Raw genomic sequence first — 19,220 nt, 5'->3', positions numbered from 1 at the left:
TCAGCGGTGCCCGGCCAGCAAGGCCTCACGTTCCGCCTTCAGCGCCGCGATGTCAATCTCGGCGGGCACGGTGCGGGCGCGCAGCGCGGCCTCGGCGCGGGCCTGCGCGGGCTCGGTCATCTCGCCCGCCGCGGCCACGACCTCGACCATCTCGTGCATCTTGCCGTTGCAGTGCAGCACCACGTCGCACCCCGCGGCAACGGCCGCGGCGCTGCGTTCGCCGAGGCTGCCCGAGAGCGCCTCCATCGAGATGTCGTCGGTCATCAGCAGGCCGCGGAAGCCGAGGTTCTCGCGGATGAGCGCGATCATCGCGGGATCGACCGTGGCGGGCGCGGTGTTGAGCCCCTCGAAGACGAGGTGCGCGGTCATCGCCAGCGGCAGGTCGGCGAAGGGGCGGAAGGCGGCGAAATCCACCGCCTCGAGCTCGGCGCGCGGCGCATCGATGCGCGGCAGGTCCTTGTGGCTGTCGAGTTGCGCGAGCCCGTGGCCCGGCAGGTGCTTCATCACCGGCAGCACGCCGCCCGCCATCATCCCCGCCGCGGCGGCGCGGCCCATGGCGATGACCTGCTCGACCGTCTCGCCGTAGCAGCGGTTGCGCAGGAAGGGATGGGTCTCGGGGCGCGCGACGTCGAGCATCGGCGCGCAGTTGCCGTCGATCCCCAGCGCCAGAAGCTCGGCCGCGATCAGGCGGAAGCGCAGCTCCATCGCCCGCGCCGCGTTCGCCCCGGCCAGCGCCACCTCGTCGAGCGGCGGCAGGAACTCGGTGGCGAGCGGCGGACGCAGGCGCTGCACGCGCCCGCCCTCCTGGTCGATGAAGACCGGCGCGTGCCAGCCCACGGCGTCGCGCAGGTCGGCGGTGAGCGCGCGGATCTGCGCCGCGTCCTCGAGGTTGCGGGCAAAGAGGATGAAGCCGAAGGGGCGGGCCTCGGCAAAGAAACGTTTCTCGTCCTCGCTCAGGACCGGTCCGAGCGGGGCGAGGATGCTGGCTCCGAAGCGGCTCACCTTGTGGTCACCGGGATGCAGTCGGCGTTCTCGGCGACGAAGGCGGCGCAGAAGCGGCGCGCGTCGGCAAGATCGGTGAAGCCCGCGGCGCGCAGGCGGTAGAAGGTGCGCCCGCCGGAGCTGGCCTTCTCGATCACCCGGTCCTTGCCGGTCATGAACTCGCCGAACCGGGCGCTGAAACGCTCCCATTCCTGCCGCGCCACGTCGGCGCTGGCATAGGCGCCGAGTTGCGCGAGGCGGGTGCCGGCGGGCAGGCTCTCGGAGTCGATCTCGGACGGGCCCACGGGTTCGGGAGCTGCCGGGGCCAGCGCGACGGGCTGGTTCAGCAGGTCTCCGGGACGGGTCTCGGGGCGGCGAGAGCGGATCAGCGCGCCCGCGGGGGCCGCGCCGGTGACGCTGGCCACCAGTTCGCCCCCCTCGGGGGCAAGATCGCCGAACGGGCGGGCATTGGCGGCGATCTGGTCGGCAAGCGCCTGGATCGGATCGACCTCTCCGCCCTCGTCGTCCATCTCGGCAAGCTCCTCGTCGCCCGAAAGCGAGGTCGGGGCGAGGTCCTCGCCGGTGCCGGTCTGCGCGGTGAGATTTTTCTGCGGCATGTCCTCGTCCGAGAGGCCGATGCCCTGCGGCGCCAGCAGCAGACGGTCGGCACCGGGCTCGGCGAGGCCGGTGCCCGCGACGGCGTTCACCGCGAGGCCGATGTGGTCCGCGGTCGAGCCGCCCGGATCCTCGGGCGCGATGCGCATGGGGCCTTCCATGGCCTGCACCACCGGCACGCCGTTCACGTCCCGCACGAGGAGCTCGTAGCCCCACACCCCAATGCCGACGACCAGCGCAAGCGATACCGCCGCGCCAGTCCAGTTCGCAAGGGATGCTGCCTTCCGCCCGGTCGGGGCCGGTGCTTCCGGCCCGTCGTAGGGGTAATCCGCCATGTTTGCCTCGGTCTGCCTGTCGGGCCGGCAAAGGGGAACCCCGCCGGCCGCTCGCTCTGTCTCAAGTGCCCCGAGGCGCCTGTTTGTCAGCGCATCTCTTCTGCCGGGGTCACGCCCAAGATACCAAGACCGGCCGAAATGACAACCGCGACGGCCCGTGCCAGCGCAATTTTGCCTTGGCTGACAGCGGGATCGTCCTGCAGGAAGCGCAGCGACGGCTCGTCGTGGCCGCGGTTCCACAGCCCGTGCAGGTCCGAGGCGAGCTCGTTGAGCCAGATGGCGACCTTGTGCGGCTCGTGGCCCTTGGCGGCGATCTCGACGATGCGCGGCCATTCGGCGACCTTCTTCGCCAGCGCCAGCTCGGCCTCGTGGGTCATGCCCGAGAGGTCGACGCCCGCAAGTGCCTCGTCCGAGACGTCGATCCCGGCCTCGACCGCCTTGCGCAGCACCGAGCAGACGCGGGCATGGGCGTATTGCACGTAGAACACCGGGTTCTCGCGGCTCTGCTCCACCGCCTTGGCGAAGTCGAAGTCGAGCGAGGCGTCGTTCTTGCGGGTCAGCATGACGAAGCGGGTGACGTCGGGGCCGACCTCCTCGACCACGTCGCGCAGGGTCACGAAGGTCCCTGCCCGCTTGGACATCTTGAATTCCTCGCCGTTCTTGAACAGCTTGACCAGCTGGATCAGCTTGATGTCGAGCGGCACGCGGCCATCCGACAGCGCCGAGACCGCCGCCTTCATCCGCTTGACGTAGCCGCCGTGGTCGGCGCCGAAGACGTCGATCAGCATGTCGAAGCCGCGGCTCACCTTGTCGTAGTGATAGGCGATGTCGGGGGCGAAATAGGTCCAGCTGCCGTCCGACTTCATGATCGGGCGGTCGACGTCGTCACCGTGCTCGGTCGACTTGAAGAGCGTCTGCTCGCGCGGCTCCCAGTCTTCGGGGGTCTTGCCCTTCGGCGGCTCGAGCACGCCGCGGTAGATCAGCCCCTTCTCGGTCAGCGACTCGATGGCGGCCTCGATCTTGCCCGTGCCGTAGAGCGACTTCTCCGAGAAGAAGTGGTCCATCTTCACGCCGAGCAGCGCCAGATCCTCGCGGATCATGCCCATCATCTCGTCGGTGGCGAAGTTGCGCACCTCCTCGAGCCATTCGGACTCGGGCTGGTCGACATACTTGTCGCCGACCTGCGCCTTCAGCTTCTGGCCGACCTCGATCAGGTACTCGCCCGGGTAGGTGCCGGCCTCGAACTCGACGCTGCGGCCATGGGCTTCGAGGTAGCGCAGGTACACCGAGCGCGCCAGCACGTCGACCTGCGCGCCACCGTCGTTGATGTAATACTCGCGCGTCACGTCATAGCCGGCATAGGCCAGCAGCGAGGCCAGCGCATCGCCGAAGACCGCGCCGCGGGTGTGCCCCACGTGCATCGGGCCGGTGGGGTTGGCCGAGACGTATTCGACGTTGACCTTCTGCCCCTGCCCCATGTCCGAGCGGCCGTAATCGGTGCCCGACTTCAGCACCGCGGCGGGCAGCGCCTGCCAGACCGAGGTGTCGAGACGCAGGTTGAGGAAGCCCGGGCCCGCGACCTCGGCCAGCGCGATGCGCGGGTCCTCGGCCAGCTTGGCGGCCAGCGCCTCGGCGATGTCGCGCGGCTTCTGCCCGGCGGGCTTGGCCAGCACCATCGCGGCATTGGTGGCCATGTCCCCGTGCGAGGCGTCTCGCGGCGGCTCCACCGTCACGGCGGCGGTGGCGAGGCCCGCGGGCAGCGCGCCTTCGGCCTGCAGCGCTTCGATCGCCTGAAGCACAAGCGCGCGAATGTCGGTGAAGAGGTTCATCTGTCTGTCTCCATACGGTCGGATGCTCCTCTACCATCTTGGCCCGCGGGGTCAAATGCCGAGATGGCCCGGACGGTACGGAATGCGGCGCAAAGGGCCGAAAACAGGGCCGAAGCGCGCGCCCTAGCCCGCCGCCGCCGCCTTCAGCGTGTCATTCCCCGCCTCGTCGCGCCGGCCCTCCGCGCGCTCCTCGCGCTTCGGCGCCAGCACCACCAGCCGCACGCCGTCGGCCTCCTTCGGCGTGTCGTCCGGCCCCAGCAGGCGGAAGCTGCCATTGGGCCCGAGGTCGGCGACGATGGTCGCCTGCGGGTTCTTCTCGCGCCAATCCTCCATGGTGAATTCCTCGGTCAGCCGCGAGACGCGGAATTCCCAGCCCTCGGCGATGCGGGCATTGGCCTCCTCGTAGCTCTCGTCGGGGCCGAAGCGCCGCCCGCCCAGCGTCGCCGGCAGCGCGTGGCGGCTCGAGGCGTCACGGGCGCGCTTGAGCTGGAAGATGTGCTCGCGGCCGAAATCCGGCGCGAGGTCGGTGGCGACCAGCGTGTTGTAGGCGTCGTTGTCGGTCGCGGCGATGAGGCTCTCGTAGCTGACGAGGTCGAGCCGGTGCTCGGCCGCCTCCGACAGGATGTCGCCGAAGAACGTGTCGAGCCCGGCGTCGCGCGCGTCGCGCAGGTGCGCGTGGTTGGGATCGGCGATGAGCACCGGCAGCTCGAGCTTCTTCAGCGCCAGCCCCAGCGCCACCGACCAGCGCGAGCCGCCGGTGATCAGCACGCCCGGCGTCTCGGTCGCGGTCTGCCCCAGCGCCCGGGCCATGGGGGCAAGGGTGAAGCCGTGCAGCACCACCGTCGCCGCCACCAGCGCGAAGGCGAGCGCCGGGATCCGCGCCGCGTCCTCGATCCCGAGCGAGACCAGCCGCTGCGCGAAGAGCCCGGCCACCGCCACCAGCACCACGCCGCGCGGGCCGGTGAAGGCGACCATCAGCCGCTCCTTCCACGGCACGTTGGTCCCCAGAAGCGCGACCAGCACCGGCAGCGGCCGCGCCAGCAGGATCACCGACAGCACGAAGGCCAGCGCCCGCCAGTCGAGCGAGAGCAGCATGTCCCGGCTCATGTTCGCCGCCAGCAGGATGAAGACACCCGAGACCAGCAGGATCGTCGCGTGTTCCTTGAAGCGGCGCATCTCCTCGTAGCTCGGCAGGCCGGCGTTGGCGATCCAGACACCCATCAGCGTGACCGCCAGCAGCCCGCTTTCATGCAGCACCGAGTCGGCCAGCGCGAAGACCACCAGCATCGACACGAAAAGCACCGGCACCTTCATGTATTCCGGCACCTTGCCGCGCTTGAACGCCTGCGCCAGCCCCCAGCCGCCGAGCACGCCGAGCGCCGCCGCCGCGAGGATGCCGACGATCATGTCGACCATCGCCTCGCCGACCGAGGCCGCGTCGACCAGCACCGAGACCACCTCGAAGGCCAGCACCGCGGCCAGCGCGCCGACGGGGTCGTTGACGATCGCCTCCCATTGCAGCAGCGCCGCCGGGCGGTGCTTGAGCCGCGCCTGCCGCAGCAGCGGCGCGATCACCGTCGGCCCGGTCACGATCATGATGCCGCCGAAGACCGCCGCGCTCTCCCAGCCGAGCCCCGCCACCCAGTGCAGCGCCGCGGCCGAGGCGAGCCACCCCAGCGGCGCGCCGAGGAAGATCAGCCGCCGCACCCCCAGCCGCGCGTCGCGCAGCCCGTGGAAATTGAGCGTGAGCCCGCCCTCGAAGAGGATGATCGCCACGGCGATGGCCAGCATCGGCTCCATCAGCGCGCCGAAATCCTCGTGCGGGTCGAGCACGCCGAGCCCCGGCCCGATCACCAGACCCGCCACCAGCATGACCACGATCGCCGGCAGCTTCATCCGCCAGGCCAGCCATTGCGAGCCGACGCCAAGCGCCCCCACAAGGGCAAAGCCCAGCAGCGGGTCGATCCCGCCCGATTCCGGTCCGGTCATGTCAGGGCCCTTTCACGCAAGCGCGGCCTGTGCCGCGCCCATGATCTGGCCCGCGCCCCCGATCTGTCCAGTGCGATGAAGGGCTTGGCCCCGGGATCGGCGCTTCAGCGCGCGTCGTGCAGGATGTCGGTGCCGGTGAGCTTGGCGTGCTGCAGGAGCGCGAAGCGGTCGGTCATGCCGGCGACGTAATCGGCCACCATGCGCGCGAGCTCGGTCTCGCTCTTGGGATCGGTCGCATGCCAGCGCGCCGGCAGCAGCAGCGGGTTCTCCATGTAGATCGGGAAGAGCTCCATCAGCGCCTGCGTCACCTTCTCGCGGATCACCACCACCGAGGGCGCGCGGTACATGCGGGTGAAGAGGAAGCTGCGCACCTGCTTCAGCTCCTGGTACATGCCGTCCGAGAAGGCGACGACCGGGTGGCCGAGCCCGCGGATGTCGTCGCAGCTCTGCGGATCCGCCGCCTGCAGCCGGGCGCGGCTGGTGTCGATCACGTCGCTGACCATATAGCCGAAGACCCGGCGCAGCGCCTCGTGGCGGCGGCGGTAGGCGTCGAGCTGCGGATAGAGCCGGTCGACCTCGGCATAGGCGGGCTTGATCAGCGGCAGCTCGGCGATCTCTTCCTCGGTGAAGAGCCCGGCGCGCAGCCCGTCCTGCAGGTCGTGGTTGTTGTAGGCCACGTCGTCGGCGATGGCCGCGACCTGCGCCTCGCCGCTGGCATGGGTGTGCAGCTCGAGATCGTGCTCGGCGTTGTACTCGGCGAGCGCCAGCGGCAGCGTCTCGCCCGGCTTCAGCGGCAGGAGCGGGCCGTTGTGCTTGGCGATCCCCTCGAGCGTGTCCCAGGTGAGGTTGAGCCCGTCGAACTCAGCGTAGTGGCACTCGAGCCGGGTGACGATGCGCAGCGCCTGCGCGTTGTGGTCGAACCCGCCGTAGGGCGCCATCAGCGCGTGCATCGCGTCCTCGCCGGTATGGCCGAAGGGCGTGTGGCCGAGGTCATGCGCGAGCGCCACCGCCTCGGTGAGGTCGGTGTTGAGCCCCAGCGCCCCGGCCATCGTACGCGCCACCTGCGCCACCTCGATGCTGTGGGTGAGACGGGTGCGGTAGAAATCGCCCTCGTGCTCGACGAAGACCTGCGTCTTGTGCTTGAGCCTACGGAAGGCCGAGCTGTGGATGATCCGGTCGCGGTCGCGCTGGAAGCAGGAGCGGAAGGCGCTCTCCTCCTCCGCCACGCGGCGGGGGCGCGCACCATTCGGGTCGCAGGAATAGGGTTCCATCAGCCTCTGCCTTTCACGCGCCTCAAGTCGCGCGCCTCACTGTCACGCACATGTGTCTGCGGCGACCGCGGCGCAAGCCGGGCGGTTGCCGCTGCTCTCGGAGATCCCTATATTATGGAGCGACCGGGAGATAAACCTTTGAGGCACCCCATGAACCTGCCCCCGAAAGTGACTGACCGCGCCTACGAGCGCCTTGCCGAGATCGGAGCCGGCGCGCAGGGCAAGGCGCTGCGCGTGGCCGTCGAGGGCGGCGGCTGCTCGGGCTTCCAGTACGAGATCAAGCTCGACGACGCCGCCGAGGACGACCTCGTGCTCGAGCGCGCGGGCGAGCGCGTGGTGGTCGACAGCGTCTCGCTGCCCTTCCTCGCCGACGCGGTGATCGACTTCTCCGAGGAGCTGATCGGCGCGCGCTTCATCATCGAGAACCCGAACGCCACCAGTTCCTGCGGCTGCGGCACCAGCTTCTCGATCTGACAAAGCGCCTCGCGACAGGGGCCGTGCCGTCCGGCGCGGCCCTTTTTCGTGCCGTCCCGCCGCCCTCGAGACGCGGCCTACACTTCGCGCAGCACCTTCGGAGCACACCGCATCATCTTGGCATGAAACGGGAAAGGCGCGCCCCGCATCGGACGCGCCTTCTTCTCTTTCCAAATACGCCGGGGTGAATTGGCCGAAGGCCAAGAGGGGCAGCGCCCCTCCCTGTCCCGGTGCCTCAATCCTCGGTGACGTCCCCGTCATCCTCGGACATGTGGAAGTCGAGCCCGTGCGCCGCGCGGATCTTGTCCTCGATCTCGTTGGCGATCTGCCTGTTCTCCTTGAGGAAGGTCTTGGCGTTCTCGCGCCCCTGGCCGATGCGTTCGTCACCGTAGGAATACCAGGCGCCGGACTTGTCGACCACGCCGGCCTTCACCCCGAGATCCAGCAGCTCGCCGGTCTTCGAGATGCCCTCGCCGTACATGATGTCGAACTCGACCTGCTTGAAGGGCGGCGCCACCTTGTTCTTCACCACCTTGACGCGGGTCTGGTTGCCGACCACCTCGTCGCGGTCCTTGATCGAGCCGATGCGGCGGATGTCGAGCCGCACGGAGCTGTAGAACTTCAGCGCGTTGCCGCCCGTGGTGGTCTCGGGCGAGCCGAACATGACGCCGATCTTCATGCGGATCTGGTTGATGAAGATCACCATGCAGTTCGAGCGGCTGATCGAGGCGGTGAGCTTGCGCATCGCCTGGCTCATCAGGCGCGCGTGCACGCCGACCGAGCTGTCGCCCATGTCACCCTCGAGCTCGCTCTTGGGGGTCAGCGCGGCGACCGAGTCGACCACCACGAGGCTGACCGCGCCGGAGCGCACCAGGGTGTCGGTGATCTCGAGCGCCTGCTCGCCGGTGTCGGGCTGCGAGATCAGCAGCTCCTCGAGGTCGACGCCGAGCTTCTTGGCATATTGCGGGTCGAGCGCGTGTTCCGCGTCGACGAAGGCGCAGACGCCGCCCTTCTTCTGTTCCTCGGCGACGACATGCAGCGTCAGCGTGGTCTTGCCCGAGCTCTCGGGGCCATAGATCTCGACGATCCGGCCCTTGGGCAGGCCGCCGATGCCAAGCGCGATGTCGAGCCCGAGCGAGCCGGTGGAGGTTGCCTCGATGTCGCGCAGGGCGTTGTCGCCGCCCAGCTTCATGATCGAGCCCTTGCCGAACTGACGCTCGATCTGGGCCAGCGCGGAGTCGAGTGCCTTTTGCCGGTCCGCGTTTCGCTTGCTGTCCATTGTCAGAAGATCTGCCGTTGCCATGATTTCCGATCCTTATTTCATACCGCGTCCGGGGCGGCAATCGCTGCTTTTGTTCGCCTCTTGTTCTTCTGTGCGGTTATGGGACCAAAAGGAGAACATTTCAAGCAGGAACTGAACCCACTGTTGCGGAACAGGGTTAAGGAGTAGTTTATCGGCAAAAAGAACACGATGAGGGGCAAGGGACATGCTGGTATTCTGGAAGGCGCGGCTGGTGATGCTGGCCGTGCCGAAGACGGGAACGTCGGCCTACGAGGCGGCGCTGGGGCCGCATGCCTCGATGAGCGTGCTCGACCCGCCCGAGCTGAAACACGCGCCGGTCTACCGCTACAACCGCTTCTTCCGCCCGATGTTCGAGAAGATGGGGGTCGAGCACATGGAGCTGATGGCGGTGGTGCGCGAGCCCGTGTCCTGGCTCGGCTCCTGGTACCGCTACCGCCAGCGCGATTTCCTCGATGGCAAGCCCACCTCGACCCGCGGGATCAGCTTCGACGAATTCGTCGCGGCCTATGCCGGCGGCGCCCGCCCGGCCTATGCCAATGTCGGCAGCCAGGCCAAGTTCGTCGAGCCGCGGCCGAACGGCACCGACGTGAGCCACCTCTTCCGCTACGAGAACCAGGCCGGGATCACCGCCTTCCTCGAGGAGCGGCTCGGAGTTACGCTCGACCTGCCGCGCGAGAACGTCTCGCCGCGCGCCGATCTCGACCTGTCGCCCGATGTCGAGGCGCGGCTCCGGCGTCGCTGCGCGGCGGATTTCGAGCTTTGGGAGCGGGCGCGCTAGGCGGCGCCGCCAAGCTGCCGCTGCACCGTCTCGGTCAGGTCGCTGAGCGAGAAGGGCTTGGGCAGGAAGACCGAGTTCGGCACCGACACGCGGCTCTTGTCGAGCGCCTCCTCGGCATAGCCCGACACGAAGACGACGCGGGTTCCCGGCCGGTCCTCGAGCGCGCGGCGCACCCAGCTCGGGCCGTCCATGCCGGGCATCACCACGTCGGTGACGAAGACATCGACCTTCAGCGCCGGCTCCTCGAGCGCCGTGAGCGCCTGCTCGGCGGTCTCGGCCTCGATCACCGTGAAGCCGCGCAGGCGCAGCGCGCGGGCGGCGAAGGCGCGCACCGGCGCCTCGTCCTCGACCAGCAGCACCACGCTGCCGTCGCGCGGCGCGGCGGGACGCGCCGGCTCGGCGGCGGGGGCCTCGAGCTCGCCCGGCGCCTCGTAGGCCGGGAAGAGCAAGGTGAAGCAGCTGCCCTCGCCCAGCACGCTGTCGACGAAGATGAAGCCGCCGGTCTGCTTGACGATGCCGTAGACGGTCGAGAGGCCGAGCCCCGTCCCCTCGCCCGTGCGCTTGGTGGTGAAGAAGGGCTCGAACACCTTCTGCAGCTTGTCCTGCGCGATGCCGAGCCCCTGGTCGATCACCTTGACGCAGACATAGGCGCCGGGCTCGACCCGCGCGCGGTCGCGGATCAGCGGCTCGCGCACGAGGCGGCGCTCGGTCTCGATGACGATCTCGCCGCCCTCGGGCATGGCGTCGCGGGCGTTCACCACGAGGTTCATCATCACCTGCTCGAGCTGGCGGCGGTCGCCGCGGATCGGCGGCAGCACCGGGTCGTGGCGCAGCGTGAGGTGTACCCGCTCGCCGACGAGGCGGTTCAGCAGGTGCGTGAGATCCGACAGCGTGTCGCGCAGGTCGAGCTTCTCGACGCTCAGCGTCTGCTTGCGCGAGAAGGCCAGCAGCTGCCCGACCAGCGAGGCGGCGCGGTTGGCGTTCTGGTTGATCTGCAGCAGGTCGGCGTAATCCGCGTCGCCCTGGTCGTGGCGCAGCAGCAGCAGGTCGCAATGGCCCGAGATGGCGGTCAGCAGGTTGTTGAAATCATGCGCGACCCCGCCGGCAAGCTGGCCGATCGCCTGCATCTTCTGGCTCTGCACGAACTGTGCCTCGAGCGATTTGAGCTCGGTCGCATCGCTCAGCACGGCGATGAGCTCGGCCCGCCCCGCGGTCACCACGCGGTTCAGCGTCACCTGCACGAAGACCTCGCGCTCGGGCCGGACGAGGCGCAGGAATTCCGAACGGTGCAGGTCGCGCCCCGCCGCCGCGTCCGACAGCCAGTCGGTGATCGAGCGCCCGAGCCCCGCCATGTGCTCCTCGATCGAGCTGCCGTCGGCGCTGGCCACCTCGAGCATGCGGCAGGCCTCGGCATTGGCGCGCAGGATGCGCCCGTCGGGCGCGAGGCGAAGAAGCGGCACGGGCAGTTCGTCCACCCCGTCGCGCACCTCGGCCCGGCCCGGCTCCTCGACGGGGTGCAGCACCAGCTCCTGCCGCCCCACCCCGGCATCCGAGCAGCGCACCAGCACGCTGCGCGCGCCCTCGGGCGTGCTGATGACCTGCACCTTGCCCGGCCGCACCGGGGCCTCGAGAACCTCGTCCACGCGCTTGATCCGGCGTCCGAAAAGCGCGCGGGCCGCGGCGTTCATGTAGAGCACGGCACCGCTGCGCCCGATGGTCAGCACCGGCGCGTCACGGGCATCGCCGGCAAGGGCGGCGGCGTCCTGCGCCGCCTCGGACGGGCCGCGCGCGGGCAGCCGCTCGATCCGCCAGTAGAGGGCGCCGCCGGTCTCGGCCACGGCGAGGCGCAGCCGCCCGGCCTGCGAGACGACATCCTCGCTCGCGCCGCCCCTGCCGCTGGCCCGCGCGCGCAGGCGCTGCACCAGCGTCCCGGCATCGGGGACGAGGCCCGAGAGGATCGCCACGAGGCCGTCGCCGGGCGCGATCCCGGCCTCGGCGCGGGCCGCGCGGTTGGCGAAGATCACCTCTCCGTCCAGGTCGGCGAGCAGCGCCGGGGCGGGATCGGCCTCGATCAACTGGCGGACCGCCGCGTCTTCGCGCCGGCCGCGCCGGCCGCGGAAGTGCCGCCGCAGCCCGATCAGGACGCCGAGCGCGAAGAACGCCCCCGCCGCCGCGAAGAAGGCCAGCGCCGCGGCGCGGCCCATCAGCAGCACGCCGAGCGCGATGCAGGCCCAGCCCGCCATGGTCAGGGCGAGCTCGGGCAAGATGCGCCGGGGCATCGCCGGACCGCGCTGTTCCTCGCCAGTGACGGATTGCGTCACGCGGGCCTCCCCCTCAACCGTGTCACCGCGCCTCCATGTGGCATGGCGAGGCTTAACTAAAGGTTAACCCATCTCTTTCGGCGCGTCATCCCGCTCGAACCCGGCCGGAAACGCCGCTCAGACAGGCGGATGCAGCTGGGCACCGAAGAAGCCGTCGCCGCCGTCGCCGGGCAGGAACTGGCGCATCTGCCCCAGCGTCCAGCCGGGATGGCGCGCGAGGAAGGCCTCGACCTGCGCGGCGTTCTCCGCCGCCAGCATCGAGCAGGTGGCATAGGCCAGCACCCCGCCCGGGCGGATCAGCCGTGCCGCGATGTCGAGGATCCCGGCCTGGATGGCCTCGAGCTCGGCCAGCCGCTCCGCGGTCAGCCGCCACTTGCCCTCGGGCGATCGGCGCCAGGCACCACTGCCGGAACAGGGCACGTCGCAGAGCACGAGGTCGTACTGCCCCTGCGGCTTCGCCACCTGCCGGACGCGCGCCCCGGCGCGGTTCGCACGGGCCGGCAGGTCGGACATGCGGCGCGGGTCGGCGTCATGCGCCTCGACCTCGCCCTTGGTGCGCGCGGCCATGGCCAGCGCCTTGCCGCCGCCGCCGGCGCAGTAATCGAGCACGCGCAGGCCGGACTTCAGCGGCAGCGCCTCGACCACGGCCTGGCTCGCGACGTCCTGCAGCTCGACAAGCCCCTCGGTGAAGGCCCGGCTCTGCGCGATTCGGCGCGCGCCGGAGGTCACCTCGAGCGCCCCGGCGGCAAGCGGGTGCGGCCGGGTCTCGATGCCCTCCTCCGCCAGCGCGGCTTGCGCCGCGGCCAGATCCCCGCGCAGCGTGTTCACCCGCAGGAAGACCGCGGCCCGCTCTCGCAGCGCCTCGGCGGCGGCGGCAGCCCCGTCACCGAGGCTCCCGGCGAGCAGCGCGTCGATCCAGTCGGGCAGGTCGCGCGCCTCGGCACCCTCGGGCGGCCGTCCCGCGGCCGCTTCGTCGGGGGTCAGCGCGGCGGGCGCGTGGCCGCCGGTGAAGAGATCGCCGGGCGCGATGCCCTGCTGGCGCAGAAGGCCGATGAGCCGCGCCCGGCCGCTCTCGCCGCCGCCCTCGGCGGCGGTCGAGCGCCAGCGGCGCAGCACGTCGAAGACATGGTCGCGCACCGCGGCGCGGTCCTTCGAGCCGGCGTAGCGCGCGCCGCGCGCCCAGCCGAGCAGCGCCTGCTCCGCCGCCATGCCGCCGGCGATGCGGTCGAGCACCTCGGCGGCGGCCTGAAGCCTCGCGCCGGGGGTCATGCGCGCGCCGCCCCGGCGGTTGCCGCCCGGCTCATCGGGATGTCGTGGTGCTGCATCGTCTCGTGCTCCTGCCGCTGTCGCCCGCGGCCCGGATCGGGCCACCGCCCCTCTACCCGCGCGCGGCGCGCAAGGTCCAGAGATTATCCGGCGTCCCGCGCCGAACGCAAAGGGCCGGCCCTCGCGGACCGGCCCCCTTGTTCCCTCGCAGGTCGCGCGCTCAGCCGACGCGGTAGTTCGGCGACTCGCGGGTGATCTGCACGTCGTGCACGTGGCTCTCCGACAGGCCGGCGTTGGTGATGCGCACGAACTGGCAGTTGCGGCGCATCTCCTCGACGGTGGCGTTGCCGGTGTAGCCCATGGCGGCGCGCAGGCCCCCGACGAGCTGGTGGATCACCGCGCCCGCGGCGCCCTTGTAGGGCACCTGACCCTCGATGCCCTCGGGCACCAGCTTGTCGCTCGCCGCGTCCTTCTGGAAGTAGCGGTCGGCCGAGCCGCGCGCCATGGCGCCGAGGCTGCCCATGCCGCGGTAGGCCTTGAACGAGCGGCCCTGGTAGAGGATGACCTCGCCCGGGCTCTCGTCGGTGCCGGCGATCATGCTGCCCACCATGGCGCAGGAGGCGCCCGCGGCGATGGCCTTGGCGAAATCGCCCGAGAACTTGATGCCGCCGTCGGCGATGATCGGCACGTCGCCCGCCGCCTTGACGCAATCCATGATCGCGGTCAGCTGCGGCACGCCGACGCCGGCCACCATGCGCGTGGTGCAGATCGAGCCCGGCCCGATGCCGACCTTGACCGCATCGGCACCCGCGTCGATCAGCGCCTTGGTGGCGTCGCCGGTGGCGACGTTGCCGGCGATGACCTGCACCTGGTTCGACAGCGCCTTGGCCCGGGCCACGGCGTCGATCACCCCGGCGCTGTGGCCGTGGGCGGTGTCGATCACCACGATGTCGACACCCGCGTCGATCAGCGCCTCGGTGCGGGCAAAGCCCGCGTCACCGACCCCGGTCGCCGCGGCGACGCGCAGGCGGCCCAGCTCGTCCTTGCAGGCGGTGGGGTTGAGCACGGCCTTCTCGGTGTCCTTCAGCGTCAGCAGCCCGGTGAGCTTGCCCTGCGCGTCGGTGACCAGCAGCTTCTCGATCCGGCGCGCCTTCATCAGGCTGATCGCCTCGTCGCGGTCGGCGGGCTCGCGCAGGATGGCGAGGTTCTCCGAGGTCATCATCACCCGCACCGGCGTGTCCGGCTTCTGCGCGAAGCGCATGTCGCGGTTGGTGACGATGCCGACGACGCGGTGCTGGTCATCGACCACCGGGAAGCCGGTGAAGCCGTAGCGCTCGGTCAGCGCCTGCGCATCGGCAAGGGTCTGGTCGGCGGTGAGGGTGACCGGGTTGTAGACGATGCCGCTCTCGAAGCGCTTCACCCGGCGCACTTCCTGCGCCTGCCTCTCGATGTCGAGGTTCTTGTGGATCACCCCCATGCCGCCGGCCTGCGCCATGGTGATCGCCATGCGCGCCTCGGTGACGGTGTCCATGGCCGAGGACAGCAGCGGGATGTTGAGCGCGATGCTCTTGGTGACCCGGGTGCGCGTGTCGGCCGTGGACGGCAGAACGCTGGACGCTGCGGGCAGCAGCAGGACATCGTCGAAGGTGAAGGCCTCGCGAATCTCCATGGGGGCGGCTCCTTGGGAGGGTATCGGTTGGCACGTCCCTATTGCACGGATGACCGGCGGGGGAAAGACCCCACGGAAATTCGCCGCGGCGGGCTGTGGCGGACGGGGCGCCGGGGCAGCCGCGCGGGCTCCCGAGCTATGTGGAAAGCGCGAGCAGCAGCTCGATCAGGGCCAGCAGGGCGAAGGGCAAGGAGAGGATCAGCGCGGCCAGCAGCGCGGCGCCGCGCGTGGGGCGCGGGCGCGGAACGTGCTGGCCAAGGCGGCTGCGGGACGGCGGATCGCTCATGCACACCATTAACCACGCGCTCACTTTCGGCGGGGTTAATGGCGCGCATGACAGCGCCCGCCCTACCCCTGCCGCAGTCCCCGGAATACGCCCGCGCCTGCGCCGCGCTGGGGCATCCCTGCCGCGCCGGCAAGGGCCCCCTGCCCAATGGAAACCCGCTGCACTGGCAGGTCCAGGTCCGGCAGCTGCCGCTGCTCGGGCAGGTCTCGCTGCTCTCCCGCGGTCCGGTGACGGAAAGACAGGACGACGCCCTCGACTGGCTGCAAAGCTGGCGCCCGCCCGGCCCGCTGCTGCTCAATGCCGAGGCGCTGCCGCCCGCGGCTCTGCGCGGCGCGGGGTTCTGGCCGCTTGTCACCCCGATGACGCTGGCACTGCTGCCGCTCGGGCCCGAGGCGAAGATGCGCGCCGCGCTGGCGCCGAAATGGCGCAACCACCTCAACCGCGCCGAAGGCTCGGGGCTGGAGGTGAGGCGCCTGCCGCTGCAGGGGGACCACTGGCTGCTCGCCGCCGAGGCCGCGCAGGCCCGCGCCCGGCGCTACCGCAACCTGCCGCCGCGACTGCTCGCGGCGTTCGCGGCCGCCAATCCCGGCGCGGCCTGGATATGGGAGGCGCGGCGGCACGGCGCGGCGCTCGCCGCCATCGCGGTGCTGCGCCACGGGCACATGGCCAGCTGGACCACCGGCGTCACCACCCCCGAGGGGCGCGCCGCCCAGGCGATGACGCTGCTGCTCTGGGAGGCGATGCGCTGGCTGTCCACCCGGGGCCACGACCGGCTCGATCTCGGCATGCTCAACAGCGACGACGCGCCCGGCATCACCCGCTTCAAGCTCGGCACCGGGGCACAGGCGCACCGGCTCGGCGGCACCTGGCTGCGCGCGCGCGCCCTCGCGCCGCTCGCCCGCCGCTTGCCAGAAGGGCTGGCCACCTGACGATGACCAGCCCTTCTTTTTCAAAATACGCCGGCCAAAATTCGGGGTGAGGGGCGGAGCCCCTCCCCCTTTTGCGGCGTCACTCGGTCGGCGTGACCTTGACCATGATGTCGGGCTTGCCGACCACGGCGCCGTTCGGCCCGGTGCCGCGCTTGATCGCGTCGATCACTTCCATGCCCGAGGTCACCTCGCCCACCGCGGTATAGGCACCGTTGAGGTGCGGCGCCGGGGCGAACATGATGAAGAACTGCGAGTTGGCCGAGTTCGGATCCTGCGAGCGCGCCATGCCGACCACGCCGCGCTCGAAGGACTTCTCGGAGAACTCCGCCGGCAGGTCCGGCAGGTCCGAGCCGCCCATGCCCGCCATGCGCATGTCGCCGCCGTCACGGCCGAACTGCACATCGCCGGTCTGCGCCATGAAGCCCTCGATCACGCGGTGGAAATACACCCCGTCGTAATCGCCGGACTTGGCCAGCTCGGTCAGCCGCGCGGCGTGCTGCGGGGCGACATCGTCGTAGAGCTCGATGTGGAAGGTGCCGTTGGCCCCCTCGCCGGCGACCTCGACGTCGAGCCCGGCCGCCAGCGCGGGCGAGGCCAGCACCGAAAGCAGAAGCGCGAGCTTATTCATCGGCGGCCACCTTCACCGAGATCATCCGGTCGGGGCTCGCGGGCGGCTCGCCGCGGGTGATCGCGTCGACATGCTCCATGCCCTCGATGACCCGGCCGTAGACGGTGTACTGGCCGTTGAGGAAATGGTTGTCCTTGAAGTTGATGAAGAACTGCGAGTTGGCCGAGTTCGGGTTCATCGAGCGCGCGGCGCCGAGCGTGCCGCGGTCATGCGGCAGGCGCGAGAATTCCGCCGGCAGGTCGGGCAGCTCGGAGCCACCGGTGCCGGCGCGGCGCAGGTTGAAGCCGTCTTCCATGTCGCCGTGCTCGACATCGCCGGTCTGCGCCATGAAGCCCTCGATCACGCGGTGGAAGCAGACGTTGTCATATTGGCCCGACCGCGCGAGTTCCTTCATGCGCTCGACGTGCTTGGGCGCGACGTCCGGCAGCAGCTCGATGGTGACGGTGCCGTTCTTGAGCTCCATCAGGATGGTGTTTTCGGGGTCCTTGATCTCGGCCATGTCGATACTCCCTATGGCGTGCGTTGCGCGAGATTTAGTCTGCCCGGACCCGAATGCCAAGACGCGCGGGCGCGCGCCGGACCCGCCGCGCGGCGCGCGCGCCCTCCCACTCTCTGCTGCATTGACCTTGCGCGCGGCACGGGGCAGACCATTGGCCAAGAACGGATCAGGAGGACCGAGATGGCCTGGAAGACCCTCGACGACATGGAACTTGACGGCAAGCGCGTGCTCACCCGTGTCGACATCAACGTGCCGGTGGACGGCGGCGTGGTCACCGACGCGACCCGGATCGAGCGCGTGGCGCCGACGGTGCAGGACATCCTCTCGCGCGGCGGCAAGCCGATCCTGCTGGCGCATTTCGGCCGACCCAAGGGCAAGGTCGTGCCCGAGATGTCGCTGAAGATGCTGGTCCCCGCGCTCGAGGCGGCCTTCGGCACCAGGGTGCATTTCACCACGCTCGACGAGGCCGAGGTGGTGATCGACGCCTGCGATCCGGGCCAGGTCGTGCTGGTCGAGAACACCCGCTTCGAGCCCGGCGAGGAGAAGAACGACGCCGAGCTCGCCAGGCGCTACGCCGCGCTCGGTGACGTCTACTGCAACGATGCCTTCTCGGCGGCGCACCGCGCCCATGCCTCGACCGCGGCGCTGGCGCACCTGCTGCCCTCCTGCGCCGGCCGGCTGATGCAGGCCGAGCTCGAGGCGCTCGAATCCGCGCTCGGCGCGCCCAAGCGCCCGGTGCTGGCGGTGGTCGGCGGCGCCAAGGTCTCGACCAAGCTCGACCTGCTCGGCAACCTCGTCGAAAAGGTCGACATGCTGGTGATCGGCGGCGGCATGGCCAACACCTTCCTCGCCGCGCAGGGCGTCGACGTGGGCAAGTCGCTCTGCGAGCACGAGATGACAGGCACCGCGAAGGCGATCGCCGAGAAGGCCGCCTCGGCGGGCTGCGAGATCCTGCTGCCGCGCGACGTGGTGGTGGCGCGCGAGTTCCGCGAGAACGCGCCGTCCGAGGTGGTCCCCGCCGAGGCCTGCCCGGCCGACGCGATGATCCTCGACGCCGGCCCCGACAGCGTCGCGCATATCGAGCAGGCCATCGCCCGCGCCGCGACGCTGATCTGGAACGGGCCGCTGGGAGCCTTCGAGATCGCGCCCTTCGACGCCGCGACCAATGCCGCGGCGAAATATGCCGCCAAGCGCACCGCGCGCGGCGAGCTGGTCTCGGTCGCCGGCGGCGGCGACACGGTGGCGGCGCTGAACAAGGCCGGGGCCTCGGAGGATTTCACCTATATCTCCACCGCCGGCGGCGCCTTCCTCGAATGGATGGAAGGCAAGACCCTGCCCGGCGTCGCCGCGCTCGGCTGACCGCGCCGCCCCCGCCGGGGCGGATCGGCCACATCCGGCATCAAATCACAGGATTTCCCCAAGGTTTCGCGCCTTGGGGCTTTCCCGGGACCCGCGCCTTGTGGCATGGTTTCCCCGACGTCCGACAGGCTCCCGGCAAAAGAGGGGTCGCGGCGCCAAAGCAGTCGGAACAGGCAACAGGATTCCACGCACATGACGGGCAGACGCAAACCGGCCTTCGGCGGCCTTGTCTTCGCGGTGATCACGCTGAGCCTCTCGGGCTATTTCACCTTCGCCGCCGTGCAGGGCGATTTCGGCCTCTTCCGCCGCGCCGAGATCGAGGTCGAGGCCGACCGGCTCACGACCGAGCTCGCCGGGATCAACGCCGAGGTCGCGCACATGGAAAACGCCACGCTGCGCCTGTCGGACGATTACCTCGACCTCGACCTGCTCGACCAGCAGGCGCGCGACGTGCTGGGCATGATCCGCGCCGACGAGATCGTCGTCCGGTAAGGTACCGGCGACTCTCCCCCCTTCACCCGCCCTGCACCCGCGCCTCCCTTGTCCAAGAGGGGGCTCCGCCCCCGCACGCCGCTGCGCGCCGTGCTCCCCCGGCGTATTTTTCAAAGAGAAGAAGGACCTGCGCTTCTTCTCTTTGCAAATACGCACGGCGCAACGGCGCGGCCGGGCACCCCGCCGGGGCGGCGCG

The 19,220-nt window shown here is 70.4% G+C and carries 17 protein-coding genes; 5 read left to right on the top strand and 12 right to left on the bottom strand.

Features of this window, described 5'->3' with window-relative positions; translation table 11 throughout:
* The 5 genes from PVT71_RS12065 to PVT71_RS12045 all read right to left on the bottom strand — a co-directional run bounded on the left by PVT71_RS12065 (position 1) and on the right by PVT71_RS12045 (position 7,020).
* Positions 1–1,002 (bottom strand): glycoside hydrolase family 3 N-terminal domain-containing protein, encoded by a 1,002-nt coding sequence (locus tag PVT71_RS12065; protein WP_353472032.1) that lies wholly within the window; start codon positions 1,000–1,002, stop codon positions 1–3.
* Positions 999–1,931 (bottom strand): SPOR domain-containing protein, encoded by a 933-nt coding sequence (locus PVT71_RS12060; RefSeq protein WP_353472031.1) that lies wholly within the window; start codon positions 1,929–1,931, stop codon positions 999–1,001. The genes PVT71_RS12065 and PVT71_RS12060 overlap by 4 nt, the downstream gene beginning before the upstream one ends.
* An 86-nt stretch (positions 1,932–2,017) precedes the next feature.
* Positions 2,018–3,760: an arginine--tRNA ligase gene (gene argS / locus PVT71_RS12055; protein WP_353472030.1), complete on the bottom strand. Its 1,743-nt coding sequence runs from the start codon at positions 3,758–3,760 to the stop codon at positions 2,018–2,020.
* A 123-nt stretch (positions 3,761–3,883) separates the two neighbouring features.
* The gene (locus PVT71_RS12050) at positions 3,884–5,749 is read right to left on the bottom strand and encodes a sodium:proton antiporter (protein ID WP_353472029.1); all 1,866 of its coding nucleotides are present in this window, start codon (positions 5,747–5,749) and stop codon (positions 3,884–3,886) included.
* A gap of 104 nt (positions 5,750–5,853) precedes the next feature.
* Positions 5,854–7,020, bottom strand: coding sequence for a deoxyguanosinetriphosphate triphosphohydrolase (locus PVT71_RS12045; RefSeq protein WP_353472028.1), 1,167 nt, complete (start codon positions 7,018–7,020; stop codon positions 5,854–5,856).
* 150 nt (positions 7,021–7,170) lie between these two features.
* Here PVT71_RS12045 and PVT71_RS12040 point away from each other — a divergent pair, with 150 nt between their 5' ends.
* On the top strand, positions 7,171–7,494 hold the full coding sequence (locus PVT71_RS12040; RefSeq protein ID WP_353472027.1) for an iron-sulfur cluster assembly accessory protein: 324 nt from the start codon (positions 7,171–7,173) through the stop codon (positions 7,492–7,494).
* 235 nt (positions 7,495–7,729) lie between these two features.
* Here PVT71_RS12040 and recA read toward each other — a convergent pair whose 3' ends face one another.
* Positions 7,730–8,797: a recombinase RecA gene (gene recA, locus PVT71_RS12035; protein WP_353472026.1), complete on the bottom strand. Its 1,068-nt coding sequence runs from the start codon at positions 8,795–8,797 to the stop codon at positions 7,730–7,732.
* A 184-nt stretch (positions 8,798–8,981) separates the two neighbouring features.
* Here recA and PVT71_RS12030 point away from each other — a divergent pair, with 184 nt between their 5' ends.
* Positions 8,982–9,575, top strand: coding sequence for a gamma-glutamyl kinase (locus PVT71_RS12030; RefSeq protein WP_353472025.1), 594 nt, complete (start codon positions 8,982–8,984; stop codon positions 9,573–9,575).
* On the opposite strand, the gene PVT71_RS12025 is transcribed toward PVT71_RS12030, so the two are convergent.
* The 4 genes from PVT71_RS12025 to PVT71_RS12010 all read right to left on the bottom strand — a co-directional run bounded on the left by PVT71_RS12025 (position 9,572) and on the right by PVT71_RS12010 (position 15,117).
* A complete protein-coding gene (locus PVT71_RS12025) occupies positions 9,572–11,818 on the bottom strand; it encodes an ATP-binding protein (protein ID WP_353473878.1) in 2,247 nt (748 codons plus the stop codon). The two genes, PVT71_RS12030 and PVT71_RS12025, sit on opposite strands and share 4 nt — an antisense overlap.
* A gap of 195 nt (positions 11,819–12,013) precedes the next feature.
* A complete protein-coding gene (locus PVT71_RS12020) occupies positions 12,014–13,165 on the bottom strand; it encodes an RsmB/NOP family class I SAM-dependent RNA methyltransferase (protein ID WP_353472024.1) in 1,152 nt (383 codons plus the stop codon).
* Between the two features lie 217 nt (positions 13,166–13,382).
* Entirely contained in the window at positions 13,383–14,831 is a 1,449-nt protein-coding gene (gene guaB / locus PVT71_RS12015) for an IMP dehydrogenase (protein ID WP_353472023.1), read from the bottom strand.
* A gap of 136 nt (positions 14,832–14,967) precedes the next feature.
* Positions 14,968–15,117, bottom strand: coding sequence for a hypothetical protein (locus tag PVT71_RS12010; RefSeq protein ID WP_353472022.1), 150 nt, complete (start codon positions 15,115–15,117; stop codon positions 14,968–14,970).
* 38 nt (positions 15,118–15,155) lie between these two features.
* Between PVT71_RS12010 and PVT71_RS12005 the strand changes: the two genes are divergently transcribed.
* Positions 15,156–16,046: a GNAT family N-acetyltransferase gene (locus PVT71_RS12005; RefSeq protein ID WP_353472021.1), complete on the top strand. Its 891-nt coding sequence runs from the start codon at positions 15,156–15,158 to the stop codon at positions 16,044–16,046.
* Between the two features lie 79 nt (positions 16,047–16,125).
* Here PVT71_RS12005 and PVT71_RS12000 read toward each other — a convergent pair whose 3' ends face one another.
* Together PVT71_RS12000 and PVT71_RS11995 are read right to left on the bottom strand one after the other, a co-directional pair.
* Entirely contained in the window at positions 16,126–16,674 is a 549-nt protein-coding gene (locus PVT71_RS12000; RefSeq protein WP_353472020.1) for a peptidylprolyl isomerase, read from the bottom strand.
* Positions 16,667–17,173, bottom strand: coding sequence for a peptidylprolyl isomerase (locus PVT71_RS11995; protein WP_353472019.1), 507 nt, complete (start codon positions 17,171–17,173; stop codon positions 16,667–16,669). Before PVT71_RS11995 ends, PVT71_RS12000 begins: the two co-directional genes overlap by 8 nt.
* Positions 17,174–17,353: 180 nt before the next feature.
* Here PVT71_RS11995 and PVT71_RS11990 point away from each other — a divergent pair, with 180 nt between their 5' ends.
* Positions 17,354–18,532, top strand: coding sequence for a phosphoglycerate kinase (locus PVT71_RS11990; RefSeq protein ID WP_353472018.1), 1,179 nt, complete (start codon positions 17,354–17,356; stop codon positions 18,530–18,532).
* 192 nt (positions 18,533–18,724) lie between these two features.
* Positions 18,725–19,024, top strand: coding sequence for a septum formation initiator family protein (locus tag PVT71_RS11985; RefSeq protein ID WP_353472017.1), 300 nt, complete (start codon positions 18,725–18,727; stop codon positions 19,022–19,024).
* The last annotated feature ends 196 nt before the right edge of the window (positions 19,025–19,220 follow it).

This window comes from Salipiger sp. H15 (genome assembly GCF_040409955.1).
In the GTDB taxonomy this organism is placed as follows: domain Bacteria; phylum Pseudomonadota; class Alphaproteobacteria; order Rhodobacterales; family Rhodobacteraceae; genus Salipiger.
The sequence above is the reverse complement of the archived record's forward strand: the minus strand, read 5'-3'. Positions and strand labels throughout refer to the sequence as shown.

What these genes read in the sequence shown, in the direction of transcription:
- PVT71_RS12060 (WP_353472031.1), bottom strand. Translation starts at nt 1,931, where the DNA reads ATGGCGGATTACCCCTACGACGGGCCGGAAGCACCGGCCCCGACCGGG.
- PVT71_RS12030 (WP_353472025.1), top strand. Translation starts at nt 8,982, where the DNA reads ATGCTGGTATTCTGGAAGGCGCGGCTGGTGATGCTGGCCGTGCCGAAG.
- guaB (WP_353472023.1), bottom strand. Translation starts at nt 14,831, where the DNA reads ATGGAGATTCGCGAGGCCTTCACCTTCGACGATGTCCTGCTGCTGCCC.
- PVT71_RS12040 (WP_353472027.1), top strand. Translation starts at nt 7,171, where the DNA reads ATGAACCTGCCCCCGAAAGTGACTGACCGCGCCTACGAGCGCCTTGCC.
- PVT71_RS11995 (WP_353472019.1), bottom strand. Translation starts at nt 17,173, where the DNA reads ATGGCCGAGATCAAGGACCCCGAAAACACCATCCTGATGGAGCTCAAG.
- PVT71_RS11985 (WP_353472017.1), top strand. Translation starts at nt 18,725, where the DNA reads ATGACGGGCAGACGCAAACCGGCCTTCGGCGGCCTTGTCTTCGCGGTG.
- PVT71_RS12025 (WP_353473878.1), bottom strand. Translation starts at nt 11,818, where the DNA reads ATGGCGGGCTGGGCCTGCATCGCGCTCGGCGTGCTGCTGATGGGCCGC.
- recA (WP_353472026.1), bottom strand. Translation starts at nt 8,797, where the DNA reads ATGGCAACGGCAGATCTTCTGACAATGGACAGCAAGCGAAACGCGGAC.
- argS (WP_353472030.1), bottom strand. Translation starts at nt 3,760, where the DNA reads ATGAACCTCTTCACCGACATTCGCGCGCTTGTGCTTCAGGCGATCGAA.
- PVT71_RS12010 (WP_353472022.1), bottom strand. Translation starts at nt 15,117, where the DNA reads ATGAGCGATCCGCCGTCCCGCAGCCGCCTTGGCCAGCACGTTCCGCGC.
- PVT71_RS12005 (WP_353472021.1), top strand. Translation starts at nt 15,156, where the DNA reads ATGGCGCGCATGACAGCGCCCGCCCTACCCCTGCCGCAGTCCCCGGAA.
- PVT71_RS12050 (WP_353472029.1), bottom strand. Translation starts at nt 5,749, where the DNA reads ATGACCGGACCGGAATCGGGCGGGATCGACCCGCTGCTGGGCTTTGCC.
- PVT71_RS12020 (WP_353472024.1), bottom strand. Translation starts at nt 13,165, where the DNA reads ATGACCCCCGGCGCGAGGCTTCAGGCCGCCGCCGAGGTGCTCGACCGC.
- PVT71_RS11990 (WP_353472018.1), top strand. Translation starts at nt 17,354, where the DNA reads ATGGCCTGGAAGACCCTCGACGACATGGAACTTGACGGCAAGCGCGTG.
- PVT71_RS12045 (WP_353472028.1), bottom strand. Translation starts at nt 7,020, where the DNA reads ATGGAACCCTATTCCTGCGACCCGAATGGTGCGCGCCCCCGCCGCGTG.
- PVT71_RS12000 (WP_353472020.1), bottom strand. Translation starts at nt 16,674, where the DNA reads ATGAATAAGCTCGCGCTTCTGCTTTCGGTGCTGGCCTCGCCCGCGCTG.